Raw genomic sequence first — 19634 nt, 5'->3', positions numbered from 1 at the left:
GGCGAAAATCACCCGCGTGATCTCATCCTGGAGTTACTCTATGTCTAGACAGACTAGACAGGAGGCCGTCCATGAGCGGATGGCAGGTCCAGGAGGCGAAACAGCGCTTCAGCGAGGTCGTACGACGTGCGGTGACCGAGGGCCCCCAGGTGGTCACCCGGCACGGAGAGGAGGTGGCCGTGGTCATCGACATCGCCGAATACCGGCGCCTCAAAGGCGGCGCCCCCGACTTCAGGCAGTTCCTTCTCTCCGATCCCGACTGGGACGACGACATCGCGTTCCCCCGGAACCAGGACCTTCCCCGAGAAGTCGATCTCGACTGATGGGCATCGGCTACCTACTCGACACGAACGTGATCTCCGAGGCACGCAAGCGGAACGGAAGCTCCCAGGTCAAGGAGTGGATCGCCGCGGCTCACGGGCCCACCCTCTACCTCAGCAGCCTGACTGTCGGCGAGATCCGCTGCGGGGTCGAGCTCCGCAGACGCAAGGACCCCGCGCAGGCATCCGCTCTGGAACGCTGGCTCCACGACCTTCACCGGCAGTTCGGTGACCGCATCATCCCCGTCACCTCGGCGGTTTCCGAGGAGTGGGGACGGCTGAACGCCGTACGCCCGCTTCCCACGACGGACGGCCTGATCGCCGCAACGGCCAGGGTGAACGGCTGGACCCTGGTCAGCCGGAACGTCAAGGACTTCGCCGGCACGGGGGTGTCCGTCCTCAACCCCTTCGACGTGCTGGGCTGATCAGGCGAACTTCGACGCCGGGCGCTCCTGCAGGACGCCGTCCACGTAGACGTCGACCTTCTCGTCGTAGAAGGCGATCAGTCCGGCGATCCGCCGGCTCTCCTCCAGCGGGGTCCGGTAGGACCAGGCCAGGTCCGCGTGGCCGTTCACACTCCAGTATTCGGCCGTCCCCTTGTAGGGACAGCGGGTGACGGTGTCGGTGGAGGTGAGCAGGTCCAGGCGGATATCGGTCTTGGGCAGGTAGTAGCGCGGCGGCAGGCCGGTCTCGAACAGGATCCGCGGGCTGTGGGAGTCGGCGACGGTCACGCCGCCGACCTCGACGCGGACGTGGCGGGAGGAGGGCAGCACGTCCACCCGGGTGTAGGGGTCACGGGCGTGGACGTAGACCTCCTCGTCCTCCTCGAACCAGGCGTCGGCCGCCTCCCATTCGAACCGCACGTGCCCGCGCAGCTCCTCGATCGGCGAGTCCGGATAGGCCAGCGCCGCGTCGGCCACCCCCTCGACGTCGTAGAGCACCGCCTCGCCCCGGCTGGGCGAGTGCGCGCCGCGGCCGTTGGGCTCCAGCTCGACGGCGACGTCCGCACGGGGGAAGTAGTAGGTCGGGTAGTAGGGCACCTCCCAGACCAGCAGCGCTCGGGTGGTGTCGGCGATCACCCGTCCGCCCAGGACGATCCGTACCCTCTTGGCGGCCCGCTCGACGCGGACCCGCCCACGCGTGATCGGCTCCATACCCCACGCCAACCCCGCACGGCGGAGGCCTATTCCAGCGGACCGGGGCCGGGCCGGGAAGAGGCCGGCCGCCGTATCACGGTTCACCGTGGCCCTTCGCATCGGGCGCGCGTGCCGGAGTCCTGAAGCAGGAGCCACGGCATGCCGACATGTCCTGGACGCGCGGAGATGAGGACCTGACACTCGACAACCCCGGATTCCGCGATCAGGTCGCGGAGCTCGCCGGCGGTGGGCGGCTCAGGGGGGCGGACCGTCTCGTAGGTCTGCGCCCGGGCCCGCCGGGACAGCCGCGGGTGACCGTCAGCGTGGGGGGACCGCGTCGACCAGTCGTCTGACCGCCTCGAGGTCGCCGGTCACCGTGAGCACGCCGTCGCCGATCGCCGAGGCCAGTGAACGTTCGTGGCTCAGCACGGACTGCAGCGCGAGGTGGTCGCTCTCAAGGCACGCGTCAGCCGGGCCGGACGCCTGGCCGCGCGCGACGGTGACGAGTTCGCCGTCGACGACCTCGACGCGGTAGACGTCGCGCTCCAGGGCGATCCGGTACGTCGCGGTCCACGGCGCGTCCGGCTGCGGCACGAAGAAGGCGCGCAGGCCGAGCAGTACGGTGTCGGCGCTGATCCCTCCGGTCAGCGGCACGACCGGGGAGCGCATGCCCCAGGTCCGCAGCGCCGCGAACACCGGCTCCAGCTCGGCGCCCCATTCGGTGAGCTCATACGTCCTGCTGGCCGCCGGCGGTGGCAGCGTGCGCCTGCGCAGCACGCCGACCGCCTCCAGGTCCCGCAGCCGCTGTGCGAGCACGCTGGGGCCGAGTCCGGGCAGGGCGGCCTGCAGGTCGGCGTAGCGGCGCGGCCCGAGGCGCAGTTCGCGCACCACCAGCAGCGCCCAGCGCTCGCCGATCATGTCGAGCGCGTGGGCGATGGGGCACGCCTGCCCGTACGTCCGCTTCCCTGCCTTCTCTGTGGCCTGCCCGGAGGGCTTCTCCGGGCTCTTCGCGCTTGTCATCGCCACCTCGTCCGTAGCCGAGACCAATTTTAACTACGAAAATAGTAGCATCTACTTTGATTATCGAAGTATGGTTACGGCCAGACACACTCGTCCCCGGCCGAGGAGGCACACCATGCACGACAGCCAGCCGACCACGGACCCGTCCCGGGCCACCCCCCAGGAGACGGTGCACGCCAACGGCGTCGACCTGGCCGTACAGGCCTTCGGCGACCCGGCCGCCCCCGCGATCCTGCTCATCTCGGGCGCGGAGTCGTCGATGGACTGGTGGGACGACGACTTCACCGCCCGACTCGCCGCGTCCGGCCGCTACGTGATCCGCTACGACACCCGCGACACCGGCCGCTCCACGACGTTCCCGGTCGGCGCGCCGACGTACACGCAGGACGACCTGCTCGCCGACGCGATCGGCGTGCTCGACGCCTACGGCCTGGCCGCAGCGCACATCGTGGGCATCTCGATGGGCGGGGGGCTGGCACAGCGGCTCGGCCTCGAGCACCCGGAACGGGTCCTGTCACTCACCCTGATGTCCACCAGCCCCGGCGGGCCCGGCGGTCCGGACAGTCCCGACCTGCCGCCGATGAGCGAGCCGTTGGCCAAGATGTTCGAGGAGCCGGCCCCCGGCCCCGACTGGTCCGACCGCGACGCGGTCATCGCGTACTTCCTCGCCGCCGAGCACGCCTTCTCCGGCACGATCCCGGTCGACGAGGAGTGCGTACGCCGCACCGCCGGGCGCGTGTTCGATCGCAGCCCGGTCCCGGCCGCCGCGTCGAACCACTGGATGATCGAGGGCGGCGGGCCGATCCGCCCCCGCCTCGGCGAGATCACCGCACCGACCCTGGTCCTGCACGGCACCGAGGACCCGCTCTTCCCCTACGGGCACGCCGAGGCACTGGCCCGCGAGATCCCCGGGGCCTGGCTGGTCCCGCTGCCCGGCATGGGCCACCAGATGCCGCCGCGCCAGGTGTGGGACACGGTCATCCCGGCGATCGTCGGGCACACCGAACGCGGCGTGCGGTGACCGGCCGCGGGGCGACCCCTGATCCCGGCCCGACCGCCGCCGCCCCGCGCGCACGGCGCCGCAGAGGGTGATCACATGGGTTCGTAGCGGGTCTCGCCGTGGTGGTGTACGGCGCGGACACCCCGTCCGCCGGAGGCGTGCGTGGCCGCCTCGATCATGGGGCGATCCCCGTCCTCAGGCGCCCAGCAGACAGGTTCATGGCTGGAGCCTCCGCTCAACGGATACACGTAGGCCACACCAACCGTTTCGGCAGGTTCGCCCTGTTTTTCACAGATCGAGTAGCTCGCCACGTCCCAAGTCGCGCCACCCGTACAAGGCGTGGGGCCGTCTGCCTCAAGTCCCCGAGTGCCATCGCAGTCTCTGACGGAATCACGCCAGAGGGAGTCACATGTCGCGGCCTGCCGGAAGATGCCGTCTCCGAGCTCCCGCAGGCAGTTGAGTCTCATATCGAGCCCGAACGCGCACTCGTTCGGCGAGAGCCCCTCACCCGCGCACACAAGATACTTGTCGAGAAGGTCGGAGCAGCCGACCCTCAATGTGCGACACAGACCGAGGACCTCGATATATGTCGAGCAGAACGCGTTGTCGCCCCGCCCGTCGTCGCGACACTCGTAGTAGGCCTCCCGCGCCTTCACGCAGTCGAAGTCGCTGGCCGGATCGAAATGGCCCGGACAGCGCGACAGCTCCCTCTCACCCGCGGCGCACACCTCGTCAGAGCGGCTGGGAGTCCCCGTCCGGCACGCCAGATAGGAGTCGAACGACCCGGCGCAGTCCTCTCCGCCACGGAAGGGGGCCCGCTCCCCGAATCTGCATTCAATGCGGACGATCAACGCCTGCTGACATAACGTGGCGGAGGTTCTCACCGGATGACGCTTGACACAGGCCCTGTATCCCGGAGCTTTCGAGCGGCAGTCCAATCCTCTCGGCCCCTCGCCCTTCGGACAGAGATCGTCGGCCGCGACACGCGAACCATCGCCGCCCAGGAAATGCCAGGACGGCTGCGACCGCGGGATCTTCGGAGGCGCTGCGCCCGTGGAGCAACCGGCCAGGAAGACGACGGCCATGAGCGCCGTCAGCACGCCCCGGACCCGCCACCCCGCTGCGACCACGCACCCTCCTGATCGGTCCATGCCCGGCATCAGCCCGCAGGCGCCGATCAACTCTGCCGGATCGTCCCCGTCGGGATCAAGGGGCGCCGTGACGCCCTGCACGTAATGACAGGTCACCGCTTGGCGGCATTTCAGAATCAGCGCCGTCGGCCTCGGCGTGGCACGCCTGCCACGGTCCTACCGGCGCCCTGGGGCCGGGCCGAGGTCACCGGGCCGCGTCAGGCCGCTCTCGTAGGCCAGGATGACCAGTTGGACGCGGTCGCGCACATCCAGCTTGGCGATGGCCCTGGTGATGTGGGTCTTGGCGACGGTTCGGCCATGCGGGGTCCTTCCTCGGGGAGAAGCGGTGACCGGGAGAACCGGTGACCGGGAGAGCGGTGACCTCACGCTAGGGCGGGCCGCGTCCGGGCCGCGTCGTCCGCCGGCCGTCATCCGGGCCTGCACCGTCCGAGGTACGGGCTACACCGGAGGAAGTATGTTGGGGCCCCGGTGCGCCCGCGCCCTCGCGCCCGTCCCCGCCCTGATCACCTCATCCGCCGCCGACCCAACCCCTCCACTATCGTGGAAATGTCGCCGCTATAGTGGAGAGCGTGGAAGACGACGGAGTTCTCTCCAGTGGCCTGTCGATGGCCGAGCTGGGCTCGCGGATCCGGGCCGAGCGCCGCTCCCGCGGACTGTCCATCGAACGGCTGGCCGAGTCGAGCGGGATCAGCCGGAGCATGGTGTCGGAGGTGGAGCGGGGGGCCAAGACCCCGAGCGTGCTCGTCCTGGACCGGCTGGCCACGGCGCTGGGCACCTCGATCGCGCGGCTGCTGGACGAGCCCGGGCGCCAGACGCCGCGGGTGCTCCGCCGGGCCGAGCAGCGCGTGCTGCGCGACCCGTCCGGATGGGAGCGGCGCATCCTGTCTCCCGTGCTGCCGGAGGTGGAGTTCGAGTTCATGCGGACGACCATCGACCCGGGCGTCGACGCCGGGGAGTTCGCCCCGCACGCGCCGGGATCGCGGGAATACGTGGCCGTCGAGTCCGGCCGGCTGCGGCTCACGCTCAACGACCGGCCGCATGCCCTGCACGCCGGGGATTCGGCCTACTACCCGGGTGACTGCCGCCACGCCTTCGCCAACGACGGCGACACCGACTGTGTGTACTACCTGGCCATGGAGTTGGGCGGCCCCTCGGCCGCGCACCACGGTCCGCGAAAGGGGATGCTCGATGGATGAGCTGCGCCAGGCCGCCGGGAAGGCGGCCGACCTCATGGCCGACCACCTCGGTCGCGTCCGCCAGGAGCCGGTCTGGCGGCCGGTGCCGGCCGACGACCGCCTCTGGCTGACCGCCCAGCGGCTGCCCGAGACCGGCCGGGGGCTGGAGGAGCTGGTGGAGGACGTGCGCAGCCGGGTGATGCGCCATCCGATGGGCAACGGGCATCCCCGGTTCTTCGGCTGGGTGAACTCCCCGCCCTCCCCGGCGGGCGTGCTCATCGAGCCGCTGGCCGCCGCCCTGAATCCGAGCTGCGCGGGCGGTGAGCACGCCGGCCCCCTGTTGGAGCGCACCGTCGTGCGCTGGCTGGCCGACCTCGTCGGCTACCCCCATCCGCCGGGCGGCGGGCTGCTGACCAGCGGAGCGTCCATGGCCACCATCGTCTGCCTGGCCACCGCCCGGCAGCGGGCGGCACGCCAGGACGGATGGGACGCGCGCGAGGAAGGGCTGTCCGGGCGGGCGCCGATGGTCCTGTACGTCTCGGCCGAAGGGCACAGCTGCCTGCGCAAGGCCGCCGACCTGCTCGGCCTGGGGGCGCGGCAGGTGCGCACGGTGCCGGTCGACGGCGCCTACCGCATGGACGTCCGCGCGCTCCGTTCGATGATCGCCGAGGACCTGTCGGCGGGCCTGCGGCCGTTCTGCGTGGCCGCGAGCGCGGGCACCGTCAACACCGGCGCCGTCGACCCGCTCGACGAGATCGCCGACGTCGCCGCCGAGAGCCGGCTGTGGTTCCACATCGACGGCGCCTACGGCGCGCTCGGCGTCCTGGCCGACGGCGCCGCCCCCGGCTACGCGGGAATGGACAGGGCGGACTCGCTGGCGCTGGATCCGCACAAGTGGCTCGGCGTCCCGGTGGGCTGCGGGTGCGCGCTGCTGCGCGACCCGTCGGCGGCCCGTGACGCCTTCAGCCTGGTGCCCGCCTACCTGCAGGACGACAACGCCGACGAGCTCGGCTGGTTCTCCGAGTACGGGACGGAGCAGACGCGCCCCTTCCGGGCGCTGAAGACCTGGGCGACGATGTCGCACCTCGGCCGGCAGGGCATCGCCCGGCTCGTGAACCACACGGCGGGGCTCGCGCGCACCCTGGCCGTCATGGTCGACGACGCCGACGACTTCGACCTCCTCGCCCCCGTCACCACCTCCATCACCGCGTTCCGGTACCGCCCGGCACCGGAGGTCACCGGCGACCGGCTCGACGCGCTCAACCGCGCCATCCCCATCGCCGTCCAGCGGCGGGGCAACGCCTTCCTCACCGGCACCCGTCTGGGCACGGACGACGCCCTGCGCGCCTGCATCCTCCATCCGGACACCACCGAGGAGGACCTGGCCGTCCTGCTCGACGAGATCCGCGCGGCCGCGAAAGAGATCGCCTGGTGACCGCCCGCGTGCTGGTGTGCGACCTCGGTGGGGTGGCCCGCCGGCGCGGATGGCACGCTGTCCGGTTCCGCACGCCGGACACCCTGGCCGACACGCTCGGCGAGCACGCCACGCCGGAGCCGCCCCCCACCTGATCACGCGGGACGGCCCGGGGCGCTCAGCGGCCGAGCCGTACGGTGACCGTCTTCGAGCCGCCACCCCGGTCCGCCAGCCGCCCGAAGGCGAGCGTCAGCCCCGCCCCGGTCTCGGCGCCCGTCAGGAGCGGGTGGCCGTGGAGCACCTCGGCCACCGGCCGGTCCCAGGTCACGGTCAGCCCGCTCAGCTCGCGCCGGGGGTCCGACACGGTCAGCGTGGCCGTGCCGTCGGTGCTCTCCCTGACGAGGACCGCGCACGGTGCGGAGGCGGCCAGGCCGCCGACGGCCCCGTCGTTCCAGAAGTTGACGGCGGTGATCCCGAGCGACGGAACCTGGACGCCCTGCCGACGGGCGGTGTTGGCGAGCACGCGCGCCCAGCCGGGATCGGCGGCGCGGGCCCGGGTCTCCGCCAGGCTCGCCCCCGGCAGGAGCAGGTAGACGTAACCGGCCGAGGCGGGGTCGACGCCGTGGTCGAGCCAGAGAGTCACGTAGCCGCGGGTCACCGGGTCCGGGCCGCCGGTGCGTTCCTCGCGCAGCGTGCGCAGGCGGGCGCAGGGCAGAACGTAGCCGCCGTGCCCCTCCAGGTGCGCCCAGCCCTCGGTGCCGTCCACGGTGAGAGGCGCGTCGGTCCTGCGGTTGTCCACGATGGTCTCGACCGGCACGCCGTCCCCGCCGGCGATCCCGGCGCCCAGGCAGACCACCGCGTCGTCGAGGAAGAACCACGACTTGAAGGCCTCCATCGTGCTCCCGAAGCCGTTCAGGTGCTGCCCGACCGTCGCGTACGTGCCGTCGGTGGCGCCGCCTACCCAGCGGCCCGGCGGGCAGGTGTCGCCCCACTCCTCACCGGCGCCGTCGGCCAGCCGCCGGGTGGAGACGGTCGTGCCCGGCAGGCGGTAGGGGTCGACGGTGGACCAGAAGGCGTCGGAGTACTGGTCGCCGTGGCCCTCGCCCCACCAGTAGAGCATCCCCGATCCGGTGTGCCAGCCGCGTAGGTTCTCGCCGTTGCCGTACTCGTAGTGGCCGATCCGGTAGGAGGCCATGCTGAGCCCCGCGCACCAGCCCGGCCTGCGATGGACGGCGCGGGCGCTCATCGCCAGCAGTCGGTGCCCGGTGGGTTCGTCGGCCGCCGGGATCGCGTCGTCGTCCAGGACCGCGGCGAGACGGGCGTGGAACCCCAGATCGCTGCCCTCGGCCGCCTTGAGCATGGGCTTGCAGGTGTTCCGCAGCGCCCACCCCTTGACCATGCCCTGCCAGCGGGCCCGCTCGGCGGCGGAGGCCGCCTCCCCCAGCAGCAGGATCGAGGAGGCGATCTCCCGCCCTCTCCTGTGGTCACCGTACGGCTGTCTGCCGATCCCGCGGCCGCTGACGAGGTCCATGCAGAAGCCGTCGTGGACGACCGGCGCGAACGACCTCTCGACGGCGTCGAAAACGACCTGCCTGGCCGGGTCGGTGATCTCCCACGGCGAGCCGCGCAACACCGCGAACAGCGTCGCGAGCCCGGACAGCAGCACCGCTCCGTATCCGCCCTGGTAGGGGACGGAGGTGTGCTGGAGGAACGAGCCGTCCCGGTAGAGCCCGTCGCCCTCGTGGACGTAGGGGAAGACCGGGGAGAGCGCCGAGGCGGCCAGCGCGGCCTTGCCCGGGTCGGATCCGAGGACGGCGCGCAGCAGCGTCACCGTGCACAGGTCCACCCGGTTGGCCCCGGTGCTGGTGCCGCTGTAGTCGTCCAGGCGGCACTCGGGCAGGAAGTGGTCCACCGCGTCCCGCAGCGCCCTGCTCTGCCGCTCGGCCAGGTGGGGACCGATCAGCACAGCCGCGTCGAGGAGCTTCTTGGGGGCGCCGATCTGCCAGTCCCACCAGTTGCCGACCGGGTCCGCGCCCGTGGCGTACACGTGCCGCCGGTAGTGGTCGACGCCGGTGGCGACGGCCGCGGCCAGGCCCGCGTCGCCGGTCAGACCGGTCCCCGGCAGGGCGTAGGCGCGGGCCATGGTCCGCAGCCGCGCCGGGGTGCCGGTGAAGGAGGGGAACGCCAGGTCGGGCCAGAGCGAGGCGCCGGTCGGCGCCATGGCGTCCCGGTAGCCGGCCGCCGCCGCCCCCAACCCCGCCAGCCGGGTCAGGTACGGCTCGGCCGCCGGGTCGAATCCTGACCCGGCCGTCACGTCCCGCCAGCGGCGGCGCAGCAGGGCGAAGGGATCGTCTCCCGCGGGCGCGGCATGCCCCGGGATCAGCGCGCCGACCGTGGCGGCACCGCTGAGCTGGAGAAATATTCGCCGGGAACATCCGTTCACGCGTCGATTATCACGCGAAGATCCAGAGCCTCGTCACCGGTCTCTCCGCCGGACCGGACCGCCCTCCGGCCTCCTCGGGGACAGGGCCGCGCCGGACGCGGACACTAGAATCTGATTCTGTGAAAGACAACAGTGCGTTCTTCGTCCTCAAGAACGACGTGCTCGTCCCCGCCCCCCATGCCCGCAGCCCATGGTCACCGGACATGCTGCACGGCCGGCTGCTCGGCGGCCTGGCCGCGAGGGCGATCGAGGCGGAGCACGGCGATCCGGATCTCCACTTCGCCCGGCTGACCGTCGACCTGTTCCGCAACAGCCCGCTCCTGCCGCTGAGCGTGGACACGGTCAGGGTGCGGGAGGGCCGCAGGATCCGGGTGGCCGACGCCACCGTGCGGAGCGAGCAGGGCGTGGTCGCACGGGCCAGTGCCGTGCTCCTGCGCGGGAGCGGGCAGCCGGCGGGCGAGACGTGGTCCACCCCGGCCTGGGACGCGCCCTCCCCCGCGGAGCTCGGCCCGCCCCCGCCGGACGCCGTGGCGCTGCCGTTCGACCTCTGGCGGCTGACCGACTGGGCCGAGGGCGGCCCCAACCGGGTCTGGCTCAGGGAGACCCACCCGCTGGTCGAGGGCGAGGCGGTGTCGCCGTTCGTGCGCGCCGCGCTGGTCGCCGACTTCGCCAGCCCGCTGAGCAACTCCGGTACGGCGGGCCTGCACTTCATCAACGCCGACTACACCCTCGCCCTCAGCCGCCCGCCGGTCGGCGAGGAGTTGGGCATGGAGTCGAGCGGCCATCTGAGCGACGGAGGCATCGCGACCGGCCACTGCACGCTGCACGACACCTCGGGTCCGATCGGCTACTGCCTGGTGACCGCCGTGGTCAACCCGGGAAGCGTCCTCGGCCGCCAGGAAGCGGGCTGAGGAGGTGGAGCCGGCCGCCGCCCACCCGCCCCGGCCGCGCCGCCGGTTGAGCACCCGGAGCACCGGGCGGGCAGCCCCCGGATCCGGCACACCCGCCGGCCGCGGCGCCTAGTCTGGAGCCGTGCGGGGATTACTGCTGCATCTGTCGACCCTGGACGCCGACGCGGAGAGTGCCGTCCGCGTCATCGCCTACTTCGACTCACTGGTGCGCAACCACGCGAGCGTCCCGGTGCTCCTGCAGGCGACGGCACGGCTGGCGCAGTGCCCCGTGGGTCTCGTCGACGCGGTCACGGGCAGGCGGCTGCGGGTCTCCCCCGGTGGGAACGCCGAGCGGTCCGGGGCTCCTCCCGAGTCGGCGGCCGACCGCCCGCTCGGCTCGTCCCTCGGCGCCGTGTGGATGGAGCGCGAGGGCCGGGCCCACGGACTCGACGAGATCGTGCTGGAGCGCTTCGCCGTGGCGGCGGAGATCACGCTTGAACGGGCCGCCGCCCTGGCGCAGGCGGGCAACGATCCGGCCCTGGTGGAGCTGGCCCTGTCGGCCGACGCCTGCGAGGCCGAGCGGGCACGGGCGCTGCGCCTGCTCGGCTTCGGGCCCGCCGCCCGGCTCCAGGTGCTCGCCGGTCCGGCCGGCGACGGGGACGCCCTCGCCACCCACCTGCGCGCCGCCGGCCACCACGTCCGGACGGCCACGGTGGGCGACATCGCGGCGCTGCTGGTGAGCCCCGGCGTGGACGGGCTGCCCGGGACGTGGCGCGCCGGCGTCGGGCCGTCGGTGAACGGGACGGACGTCGCCGCCTCCTGGGCCGGCGCGCGGACCGCGCTGCGCTTCACCGGCCCGCACCCCGCGGACCGGGTGGTGAACTGGGCCGATCTCGGGGCGCTCGCCCTGTTCGCGACCCACGTGCCGGACGAGGCCATCTCCGGCCTCGCCGACGTGCGCGCCGTCGAGGAGCTCTCCCGCCGGCCGTACGGCGCGGAGGCGCTGGACGCGGTGCGGGCCCTGTGCGCCGAGGGGTCGGTGCGCCGGGCGGCCGCCGCCGTGCACCTGCACCACAGCTCGCTGGCGGCGCGCCTCGCGCGCGCCGAGGCCGTTCTCGGCTTCTCCCTGGCCGACCCCGCCGGACGCCTCCGGGCGCACCTGGCCCTCCAACTCGTACGGCTGCGCGCGGGTGTCAGCGGAGCAGGGCCCGGCGGAGCGCCACCATCCGCTCGGCGACGGCCCGGCGGCTGATCTCCACGTCGGGCAGCACCATGTCGAAGCCGTGGAAGGCCCCCGGATACAGGTGGAACTCGGTGGAGACGCCCGCCCGCACCAGCCGCTGGGCATAGTCGATGCACTCGTCCCTGAAGACCTCCAACTCGCCGACGTCGACATAGGCCGGCGGCAGGCCTGACAGGTCGGTCGCCCTGGCGGGTGCGGCGTACGGCGACACCCCGTCGGTGCCGGCGTCGTCGCCCAGCAGCGAGGCCCAGCCGAGGAGATTGGCGGCCCTGTCCCAGACCACCGCCTCGGTGAACTCGTGGCTGGACGGCGTGGTGTTGCGGTCGTCGAGCATCGGACAGATCAGCAGTTGGAAGGCCAGCGCGGGAGCGCCCCGGTCGCGGGCCAGCAGCACGGTGCCCGCGGCGAGGCCGCCTCCGGCGCTGACCCCGGCCACCGCGAGGCGCTCGGGATCGATGCCGAGCTCGGCGGCGTTCTTGGCGGTCCAGAGCAGACCGGCGTAGCAGTCCTCCACCGGCGCCGGGTGCGGGTGCTCCGGCGCGAGGCGGTATTCGACCGAGACGACCACGCACCCCACCTGGACGGCGTAGTCCACCAGCCACGGGTCCTCCGTCTCCACGTTGCCGAACATCATGCCGCCGCCATGGATCCAGTAGATCCCCGGGACCGCTCTCCGCTGCCCGGCAGGACGGTAGATCCGCAGCCGGAGGTCGGGAGCGCCCTCCGGGCCCGGCACCATCCGGTCCTCGATCGCCACCCGTCCGTCCAGCTCCAGGGGGGCCATCGCCGCGAACGCCGCCTCCACCTGGACGCGGAGACCGGGCACGTCCTCCGGCCGCATGCCGCGCAGGTCGGACACCGGGAGCGGGCCCGCCGCGAGGGCCTCGGCCAGTCCGGGATCGATGTTCGGATGAAGCGCCATGTCACTCACCTCTGGATTGGTCACCTACGGGAAGACGGCGTGCCGTACGCGCGATCGGTCTTGCCCAGAGCATGCGTGAGCCCACGGCCGTCTCACAACCGCAACATGGCCGCGATGAGCGGGCACTTGACCGCCAGTCGGCGGCCGTCCACCCCTACCCGGCCGGCGGGCCGGGAGGCCCCTCCCCGGGCAGCAGGCGGCCGTCCCGGATCAGCAGGCGGCCGGACGGTCAGACCTCCGCCTCGACCTCCGCCAGGGGACGGCCGCTCCGGCCCGCCGCGGGGCGCAGGGCCCCGGCGAGGAGGGCCCCCGTCAGGGTGACAGCCGCCAGGAGGCCGAACGTGGTGGGCAGCGAGGTCGCGTCGGCTATCCAGCCGATCACGGCGGGGGCCACGAGCCCGGACAGATAGGTGATCGTCGCGACCCCCGCGATCCCCAGGCTGGGCGTCGCGGTGGCGTTGCCCCCGGCGGCGAAGCACAGCGGCACGACCACCGCCACGCCCAGTCCGACCAGGGCGAAGCCGATGATCCCCAGCAGCGGCGTGCGGGCCGCGACGATCACGATCCCGCCGGCGGTGGCGATCAGGCCGCCGGCACGGACGGTCACGACCGGTCCGAGCCTGCGGACGATCAGGTCTCCGGACAGCCGGGTGACCGCCATGGCCAGCGCGAAGATCGCGTAGCTGGCGGCGGCGACGCCGGGACCGGCGCCGGTGACGTCCTTGACGTAGACGGCGGCCCAGTTCACGCTGGCGCCCTCGGCGATGGTGGCGCAGAACCCGACGGCCCCGATGGCGAGGATCGCCCGCGGGGGCACGGCGAACCGGGGTGGCGCCTGCTCACCGGGCTCGGGCCGGGTGTCGAGCAGGTCACGGCCGGCCACGACGCCGACGGCCAGAAGTGCCAGCGCCGCGACCGAGTGGTGGACGCGCGCGTCGAGCCCGGCCTGCGCCGCGACCACCCCGATCCCCGCGCCGGTCAGGCTGCCCGCGCTCCATATGCCGTGCAGGCCGGAGATGATCGAGCGCTCCAGGCGCCGTTCGACGAGCACTCCCTGGGCGTTCATCGCGACGTCGCTCATGCCGGCCGCCGCGCCGTAGACGAGGAACGCCGCGCACAGCCAGGGCAGGCCGGGAGCGAGCGTGGGGAGGGCCAGCGCCGCGCAGAACAGGGCGATCAGGACCCGGGTTGCGGCGCGCCCCCCGTAGTGGTGGACCAGGCGCCCGGCCATCGGCATGGCGACGAAGGCGCCCAGTGCGGAGCAGAACAGGGCCACGCCCAGGGCGGCGGGCCCCAGTTGGAGATGCTCCTGCAGCCACGGGATGCGGGTCGCCAGGTTTCCCGAGACCACGCCGTGGGTGGCGAACACCGCCGAGATCGCAATGCGAGCACGTTGATTGTCGTTGTGCATGATGCTAGAAATTAACAGGAAGGCTCCCTGATTAAAAGAGGACAGATGAAGACCGCGACCCCGCAGATGGCCCGGGCGATCAACGACCGCCTCGCCCTCGACCTGCTGCTGGAACACGGCGCCCTGACCGCTCCCCAGCTACGCGCGCTCACCGGCCTGTCCCGCCCGACGGTGTCCGACCTCCTCGAGCGCCTGCAGGTGAACGGGCTGATCTCGGTCGTCGGCGAGAGCGGCGGGGACCGGCGGGGGCCCAACGCCCGCGTCTACGGCATCGTCGCCGACCGCGCCCACGTGGCCGGGGTCGACGTGCGGCGCGACATGGTCAACGTGACCGTCGCCGACATCACCGGCCGGACCCTCGGCTCGGCCACGCACCCACTGGCGGGCGCGGGTCCGTCCGAGGCCGGACGCCCCGCGGGGGCGGCGTCCGGCACGGAGGACGGGCGCTCCGGGGAGCCCGGCGACGACCTGGTCAAGATCATCGCCCGGACCGTCGCGGAGGCGGCGGGCGGCCGGAAGATGCACGCGGTCGTCGTGGGCGCCCCGGGAATGGTGAACCCGCGGAGCGGGGAGCTGGCCACCGGCAACGGCGTGCCCGGCTGGCGGCCGAACCTGCTGCAGGCCCTGCGCCACCGGATCGACGCGCAGGTCACCCTGGAGAACGAGGTCAACCTCGCCGCCGTCGCCGAGCACCGCGCCGGATCCGCCCGGGGACGCAAGGACTCCGTCCTGCTCTGGCTGGACGACGGTGTGGGCGCGGCGGTCACCCTCGACGGAAGGCTGCGCCGGGGAGCCTCGGGGGCCGCGGGCGAGGTCGGCACCCTCGGCCTGCGGGGCGGGGCGTTCTGCGATCTGGTGAGTGCCGAGTTCATCGCCGGGCTCGACGACGACTCCCTCGCGGCGAGGATCGCCGAGGGGGCCTTCGCCTCGGTGGCGGTCCTGGACCCCGGGCTCGTCATCCTGGGCGGGAAGACGGGCCGCTCCGGCGGAGACGCGCTGGCCGCGCGGGTCAGCGAGCACCTGGCCGCGCTCTCCCCCGTCCCGACCCAGGTCCGCGCGAGCACGGTGGAGGGCAACGCGATTCTTCACGGGGCCCTGTTCACGGCCCTGTCCATCGCCCACCGGGACCTCTTCGGCGAGGTGCCCGCCTAGCGGGCCGGCGGACCGTCGCGCCGGTACGGGATCCGATCCCTCGGGGGACGCGGAACGCCCGGCGCAGGGCGCGCCCGGCCGTACTGAGCCCGGCCGTGCGGGGCCCGGCCCACGATCTCCGGTGCGCTCCTAGGCGGCCTCAAGCGCCTCGGCGACGGAGGGGAACACCTCGAACACCTGGGTCAGGCCGGCGAGGTTGAGCCGTCGCGCGAGGTTCCCCTGAATGCCGGTGATGATGAACCGCACTCCCTCGACCTGGCCGTGGTGGCGCGCCTGGAGCAGCTCGCCTATCCCCGAGGAGTCGCAGAAGGTGAGGTCCGAGAGGTCGAGGATGAGGGTCGGCGACTGCAGGGCCTTCCATGCCCGGTCCATCTCCGCTCGTAACACCGGAGTGTGATAGTGGTCCAGCTCACCGCTGGCCTGCACGACGAGCGTCGTGCCGTGCAGTCCGGACGTGGCGGTGAAACTCGACTCCGGTTCTTTTCCCACGAACATGATCAACCCTCTACCCCGGCCTCTCCCAGCCATCCAACTTTCCCACATGGGACAAATGCCTCTGCCAGACCGGGCGCGCGGGCCCCCCGTCCTCTGCCAGACCGGGCGCGCGGGCCCCCCGTCCCCGCACCGCGCCCCGGCCTGCCGGAGCTCGGCTCTTGGCGGCGGACGCGCCGGCCACACCCTCCGTCGTGCCGGCGACACCCCACCCTGAGCCTGCGGGATCTCCGCTCCACGGCAGCCCGCGTGCCTGCGAGGACCGGAGCCTCTCTTCTCTTCCCTGTCTGAGGTGCCCAGGACACACGGGACTATTCCGGCACCGACCTGTGATCCCGGCGACAGGTCTCCGGGGTGGGCGGGCAGGCACACTGGGAGGATGGCCGGGATGGGAAAGCCGCGGCTGGCGGCGGTCGCGCTCATCGGGATGTCTCTTGTGGCCGCGTGCGGCCCGGACCGTACGGCGGCGCCCGCGCCGGGGACGGCCCCCACGCTCTCGCGGAGCCCCGCGCCCCCACGAACCCCGGCGCTCTCGCGGACCCCGGCGCCGGGCCGCACGGGATCCGTGAGCCCCGCGCCGAGCGGCGCGGCCACCGGGCCGGTCACCGCCTCGGCCGCGTGGGCCACCGCCGAGGGCGCCGAGCTGTCGGGGAGCTCCGCACTGCTCGACGTGGCGGCGACCGGCCCCCGCGACGCCTGGGCCGTCGGGTTCAAGGACGGCGCCGAGGACCGGGAGGGTACGCCCGCCGCGCTCCGGTGGGACGGGCGCCGCTGGCACGAGGTGCCGCTGGCGGGGGACGGCGTCCACCGCCTTGAGGGGGTCAGCGCGGGCGGGCCGGATGACGTGTGGGTGGTGGGCAACGGCGGGAGCGCCTCCGCCGCGCACTGGGACGGGCGGCGCTGGACCTGGGAGAGACCCTTCGGGGTGGCCGACGACTACCGGATGGCGGACGTCGCGACGGCCGGCGGCACGGCGTGGTTCGCCGCGAACGGCCCGTCGAAGGCGGTGGTCCTGGAGTGGGCCGGCGGGGGCTTCCGCAACGTGCTGAGCACCGGCGGCGCCCTCAGGGCGGTCACCGCCAAGGACGGGCACGTCTGGCTGGCCGGTTCGAGCGAGCGGAACACACCGCTGATCTGGCACGGCACCGCCGGCGGCGGGTGGGAGACCGCTCGGACGCCCGAGGTCCCCGGGGGCAGGCTCAACCGGGTCTGGCAGATCTCGCCGTCCGAGGCGTGGGCGGTCGGGGAGGTCGTCACCGGTCCCGGTGAGCGCGTGGGACAGCCACTGGTCCTGCGCTGGGACGGGTCGAGCTGGAGCCGGGTGGAGGTGCCGGTCCGCCTCGGCGCCCTGCATGGCGTCACCGCCTCCGGGCCGGGCGACCTGTGGATCAGCGGGGTCGACGCCGACCACTCGGGGCAGGTGCTCTTCCTCCGCTTCGACGGCGCGAGGTGGTCGCGCGAGTACGGTCCGCTGCTGCGGGCCCACGCCGACGGCCAGCAGTACGAGGAGACCGACGACGTCAACCGCACCGGCATCGCCCGGGTGCCGGGCACCGGGGCGCTGTGGACGGTGGGGTCGGTCGGCGTCGGCGACGACGAGGCCGACTTCGTGCTCCGGCGCTGAGGCCGCCGGCCCTCCCGCCGGCCCGTGGCACGGCCGTCAGGACCCGTGGCGCGGCCGTCGGGAGAGGTGCGTAACTGTCGGGGGGCTGGCGTAGTCTCTCTCAAACTCCAACAAAAAGGAGTAAGAGATGAAAAGGGTTCGAATCGTCCATACGCCCCGCCCGCCCCGCAAGCCCGCCCCGCTCGACCTGCGCACGCCCTCAGGACGGACTCTCCCCTTCTGAGACACCGCCGAGACCGCCGTCCCCTCCCGCCAGGAACAGCCGGTTCACGAACCAGAGAACCACACCCACGGCCACCAGCACGCCCGCGCGGAGATAGACGTCGCCGCCGCGGCCCGTGACCGGCAGCACCAGAACCAGGCAGACCAGCGCGCCCACCACGGGCATCCAGCTCGGCGCCCGGTAGTGGTCGTGCTCCACGCGGTCCTTACGGAGGACCAGCACGGCCACGTTGACCAGGGCGAACACGCACAGCAGCAGGAGCACCGTCGTGTCGGCGAGGCTGCTCACGTCGCCGGTGGCGACCAGCACCGCCGCGATGCCCACGGTGAACACGATGGCCACCCACGGGGTGGACCTCGTGGGGTGGACCGCCGCGAAGACCTTCGGCACGATCCCCTCGCGCGCCATGCCGTACACCAGGCGTGAGGCCATGAGCATGTTGATCAGCGCGGTGTTGCCCACCGCGAGCAGCGCGATGAGCGCGAACAGCTTGGGCGGGAAGGCCAGCCCGGCGACCTTGACGACCTCCAGCAGCGGGCCGGAGGAGTTCGTCAGCGTCTCGGTGTCGACCAGCATGGTCGCGGTGAACGCCACCGCCATGTAGATCGTCGCGGCCACGACCAGGCCCCCGAAGAGCGCCCGGGGATAGTCGCGCTGCGGGTCCTTGGACTCCTCGGCGAGGTTGACCGAGTCCTCGAAGCCGAGCAGCGCGTAGAAGGCCAGGGCGGTGCCGCCCAGGACGCCGAGGAACGCGCCGTTGGCCGGGTGGAACGACAGGGCCCTGGCGGGCTCGCCGTCTCCGGACAGCAGCGCGTAGACCCCGATCGCGATGACGACCAGCAGGCCGAACGCCTCGATGACCGTCAGGACGACGTTGACCTTGACGGACTCGGAGATCCCGGCGAAGTTCACCAGCGCCACGAGGCCCAGGAAGATGAACGCGCCGACGACCACCGGCAGCGTGACGAACTCGCCCAGGTATCGGCCGCCGAACGCCCGGGCCGCGGCGCTCGCCGAGGTGATCCCGCTCATCAGCACGGCGAAGGCCACGACAAACGTGACAAAAGGAATATTGAACGCTTTATTCGCATAGAGCGCCGCCCCGGCGGCCTGCGGATATTTCCCGACGAGCTCGGCGTAGGCGGACGCCGTCAGCGCGGCCAGCACGAAGGCGATGAGGAAGGGCAGCCACAGCGCCCCGCCGACATAGCCGGCCACCTTCCCGACCAGGGCGTATATCCCCGCGCCGAGGATGTCGCCTACCACGAACAGCAGCAGGACCCTGCGCCCGATCACCCGCTTGAGCGAGTGCTGGGGTGGACCAGAACCAATGATCGCCTCAGCCATGCACTTCCCTTACCCAACGCAGCGCGAGAATCACCCTCCGTGAGATTGGTCTGTTTCTGTTAGCGGCATGAAAGTGATCCGCAAGGATGGCTCCCTAGCGTTCCGTCCGTCACAAAAAGCAATGAAAGGCAGAAATGCGTAGCGCCCTCTTCTCCCGCCGGATCGCCGCCACCCTCGCGGGAGCCGCTCTCATCTCCCTCACCGCCGCCTGCGGTGGGTCCGGCAACGCCGCACTCTGCACCGAGGCGGCGAAGCTGATGACCGACTACAGCACGTCCGCGGCCTCCTTCGGCACCGACCTCGGCAAGTACAACGAGGCGAACCAGAAGCTCGCCGACAACCTCAAGGCCCTGGCCGGCAAGGCCGACGGCGAGCTGGCCTCGGCGCTCAACGACTTCTCCGCCACCTGGGCCTCCTTCAAGATCGACGAGAAGGACCCGGCCGCGTCCGCCGCGGCCCTCCAGGACATCGGCAAGAAGACCCAGGAGGCGGTCGCCAAGTTCGGCAGCGCCTGCGCCTAGCGGAGCCCGTGCCTCCTCGGAAGAGGAGGCACACTTGGCACGGCCGTCGCTCCGCCTGCGGGGGGCAGCGCGGCGCGACGGCCGTGCCGGACGTCCTCGGAGCCCCTGCCGCCGCACGGCAGGGGCTCCGCCGCGTCTCGCCCCCTCCCG

Annotated in this window: 19 protein-coding genes and 1 pseudogene; 11 read left to right on the top strand and 9 right to left on the bottom strand. The window is 72.6% G+C overall.

The genetic code is table 11. From position 1 onward, the window contains the following. Window positions 1–71 precede the first annotated feature (71 nt). Together ACZ6R6_RS24055 and ACZ6R6_RS24050 are read left to right on the top strand one after the other, a co-directional pair. Window positions 72–323, top strand: coding sequence for a type II toxin-antitoxin system Phd/YefM family antitoxin (locus ACZ6R6_RS24055; RefSeq protein WP_470096768.1), 252 nt, complete (start codon window positions 72–74; stop codon window positions 321–323). Next, window positions 323–745, top strand: a complete 423-nt coding sequence (locus ACZ6R6_RS24050) for a PIN domain-containing protein (RefSeq protein ID WP_470096766.1) — start codon at window positions 323–325, stop codon at window positions 743–745. Before ACZ6R6_RS24055 ends, ACZ6R6_RS24050 begins: the two co-directional genes overlap by 1 nt. Here ACZ6R6_RS24050 and ACZ6R6_RS24045 read toward each other — a convergent pair whose 3' ends face one another. Together ACZ6R6_RS24045 and ACZ6R6_RS24040 are read right to left on the bottom strand one after the other, a co-directional pair. After that, a complete protein-coding gene (locus ACZ6R6_RS24045; protein ID WP_470096764.1) occupies window positions 746–1474 on the bottom strand; it encodes a DUF427 domain-containing protein in 729 nt (242 codons plus the stop codon). 300 nt (window positions 1475–1774) lie between these two features. Next, entirely contained in the window at window positions 1775–2476 is a 702-nt protein-coding gene (locus tag ACZ6R6_RS24040) for a winged helix-turn-helix transcriptional regulator (RefSeq protein ID WP_470096762.1), read from the bottom strand. 115 nt (window positions 2477–2591) lie between these two features. Here ACZ6R6_RS24040 and ACZ6R6_RS24035 point away from each other — a divergent pair, with 115 nt between their 5' ends. After that, window positions 2592–3497 (top strand): alpha/beta fold hydrolase, encoded by a 906-nt coding sequence (locus ACZ6R6_RS24035; RefSeq protein ID WP_470096760.1) that lies wholly within the window; start codon window positions 2592–2594, stop codon window positions 3495–3497. 71 nt (window positions 3498–3568) lie between these two features. Here the strand turns inward: ACZ6R6_RS24035 and ACZ6R6_RS24030 are convergent, their stop codons facing one another. Then, window positions 3569–4708 (bottom strand): hypothetical protein, encoded by a 1140-nt coding sequence (locus ACZ6R6_RS24030; protein ID WP_470096758.1) that lies wholly within the window; start codon window positions 4706–4708, stop codon window positions 3569–3571. A 75-nt stretch (window positions 4709–4783) separates the two neighbouring features. After that, window positions 4784–4912, bottom strand: a pseudogene (locus tag ACZ6R6_RS24025) (DNA-binding response regulator); the annotation flags it as partial. Between the two features lie 284 nt (window positions 4913–5196). Between ACZ6R6_RS24025 and ACZ6R6_RS24020 the strand changes: the two are divergent. From ACZ6R6_RS24020 to ACZ6R6_RS24010, 3 genes are read left to right on the top strand one after another with little or no spacing between them, the layout of a single operon-like run. After that, window positions 5197–5823 (top strand): helix-turn-helix domain-containing protein, encoded by a 627-nt coding sequence (locus ACZ6R6_RS24020; protein ID WP_470096756.1) that lies wholly within the window; start codon window positions 5197–5199, stop codon window positions 5821–5823. Next, window positions 5816–7237: a pyridoxal phosphate-dependent decarboxylase family protein gene (locus tag ACZ6R6_RS24015; protein ID WP_470096754.1), complete on the top strand. Its 1422-nt coding sequence runs from the start codon at window positions 5816–5818 to the stop codon at window positions 7235–7237. Before ACZ6R6_RS24020 ends, ACZ6R6_RS24015 begins: the two co-directional genes overlap by 8 nt. After that, window positions 7234–7371 carry a hypothetical protein gene (locus ACZ6R6_RS24010; RefSeq protein WP_470096752.1) on the top strand — a complete coding sequence of 46 codons (138 nt, stop codon included), beginning with the start codon at window positions 7234–7236 and terminating at the stop codon, window positions 7369–7371. The genes ACZ6R6_RS24015 and ACZ6R6_RS24010 overlap by 4 nt, the downstream gene beginning before the upstream one ends. 23 nt (window positions 7372–7394) lie before the next feature. Here the strand turns inward: ACZ6R6_RS24010 and ACZ6R6_RS24005 are convergent, their stop codons facing one another. After that, window positions 7395–9659: a polysaccharide lyase 8 family protein gene (locus tag ACZ6R6_RS24005; protein ID WP_470096750.1), complete on the bottom strand. Its 2265-nt coding sequence runs from the start codon at window positions 9657–9659 to the stop codon at window positions 7395–7397. 119 nt (window positions 9660–9778) lie between these two features. Here ACZ6R6_RS24005 and ACZ6R6_RS24000 point away from each other — a divergent pair, with 119 nt between their 5' ends. Continuing rightward, window positions 9779–10570: an acyl-CoA thioesterase domain-containing protein gene (locus ACZ6R6_RS24000; protein ID WP_470096748.1), complete on the top strand. Its 792-nt coding sequence runs from the start codon at window positions 9779–9781 to the stop codon at window positions 10568–10570. A gap of 121 nt (window positions 10571–10691) precedes the next feature. Further along, on the top strand, window positions 10692–11801 hold the full coding sequence (locus ACZ6R6_RS23995; protein ID WP_470096746.1) for a helix-turn-helix domain-containing protein: 1110 nt from the start codon (window positions 10692–10694) through the stop codon (window positions 11799–11801). On the opposite strand, the gene ACZ6R6_RS23990 is transcribed toward ACZ6R6_RS23995, so the two are convergent. Together ACZ6R6_RS23990 and ACZ6R6_RS23985 are read right to left on the bottom strand one after the other, a co-directional pair. Then, window positions 11743–12714: an alpha/beta hydrolase gene (locus ACZ6R6_RS23990; protein WP_470096744.1), complete on the bottom strand. Its 972-nt coding sequence runs from the start codon at window positions 12712–12714 to the stop codon at window positions 11743–11745. The genes ACZ6R6_RS23995 and ACZ6R6_RS23990 overlap by 59 nt on opposite strands. A 229-nt stretch (window positions 12715–12943) precedes the next feature. Further along, window positions 12944–14125, bottom strand: a complete 1182-nt coding sequence (locus ACZ6R6_RS23985; protein WP_470096742.1) for an MFS transporter — start codon at window positions 14123–14125, stop codon at window positions 12944–12946. Window positions 14126–14170: 45 nt separating this feature from the next. Between ACZ6R6_RS23985 and ACZ6R6_RS23980 the strand changes: the two genes are divergently transcribed. Next, window positions 14171–15277, top strand: coding sequence for an ROK family transcriptional regulator (locus ACZ6R6_RS23980; protein WP_470096740.1), 1107 nt, complete (start codon window positions 14171–14173; stop codon window positions 15275–15277). 129 nt (window positions 15278–15406) lie between these two features. Here ACZ6R6_RS23980 and ACZ6R6_RS23975 read toward each other — a convergent pair whose 3' ends face one another. After that, window positions 15407–15772, bottom strand: a complete 366-nt coding sequence (locus ACZ6R6_RS23975) for an STAS domain-containing protein (protein ID WP_451930839.1) — start codon at window positions 15770–15772, stop codon at window positions 15407–15409. 562 nt (window positions 15773–16334) lie between these two features. Between ACZ6R6_RS23975 and ACZ6R6_RS23970 the strand changes: the two genes are divergently transcribed. Next, the gene (locus ACZ6R6_RS23970) at window positions 16335–17393 is read left to right on the top strand and encodes a hypothetical protein (protein WP_470096738.1); all 1059 of its coding nucleotides are present in this window, start codon (window positions 16335–16337) and stop codon (window positions 17391–17393) included. A 199-nt stretch (window positions 17394–17592) separates the two neighbouring features. Here ACZ6R6_RS23970 and ACZ6R6_RS23965 read toward each other — a convergent pair whose 3' ends face one another. Continuing rightward, entirely contained in the window at window positions 17593–18963 is a 1371-nt protein-coding gene (locus ACZ6R6_RS23965) for an APC family permease (protein WP_470096736.1), read from the bottom strand. Between the two features lie 134 nt (window positions 18964–19097). On the opposite strand from ACZ6R6_RS23965, the gene ACZ6R6_RS23960 reads away from it, so the two are divergent. Further along, complete coding sequence (locus ACZ6R6_RS23960; RefSeq protein WP_470096735.1) at window positions 19098–19484, top strand: hypothetical protein; 387 nt, start codon at window positions 19098–19100, stop codon at window positions 19482–19484. The last annotated feature ends 150 nt before the right edge of the window (window positions 19485–19634 follow it).

This window comes from Streptosporangium sp. NPDC048886 (assembly GCF_055586905.1).
This window is presented reverse-complemented; position numbering and strand designations above follow the sequence as displayed.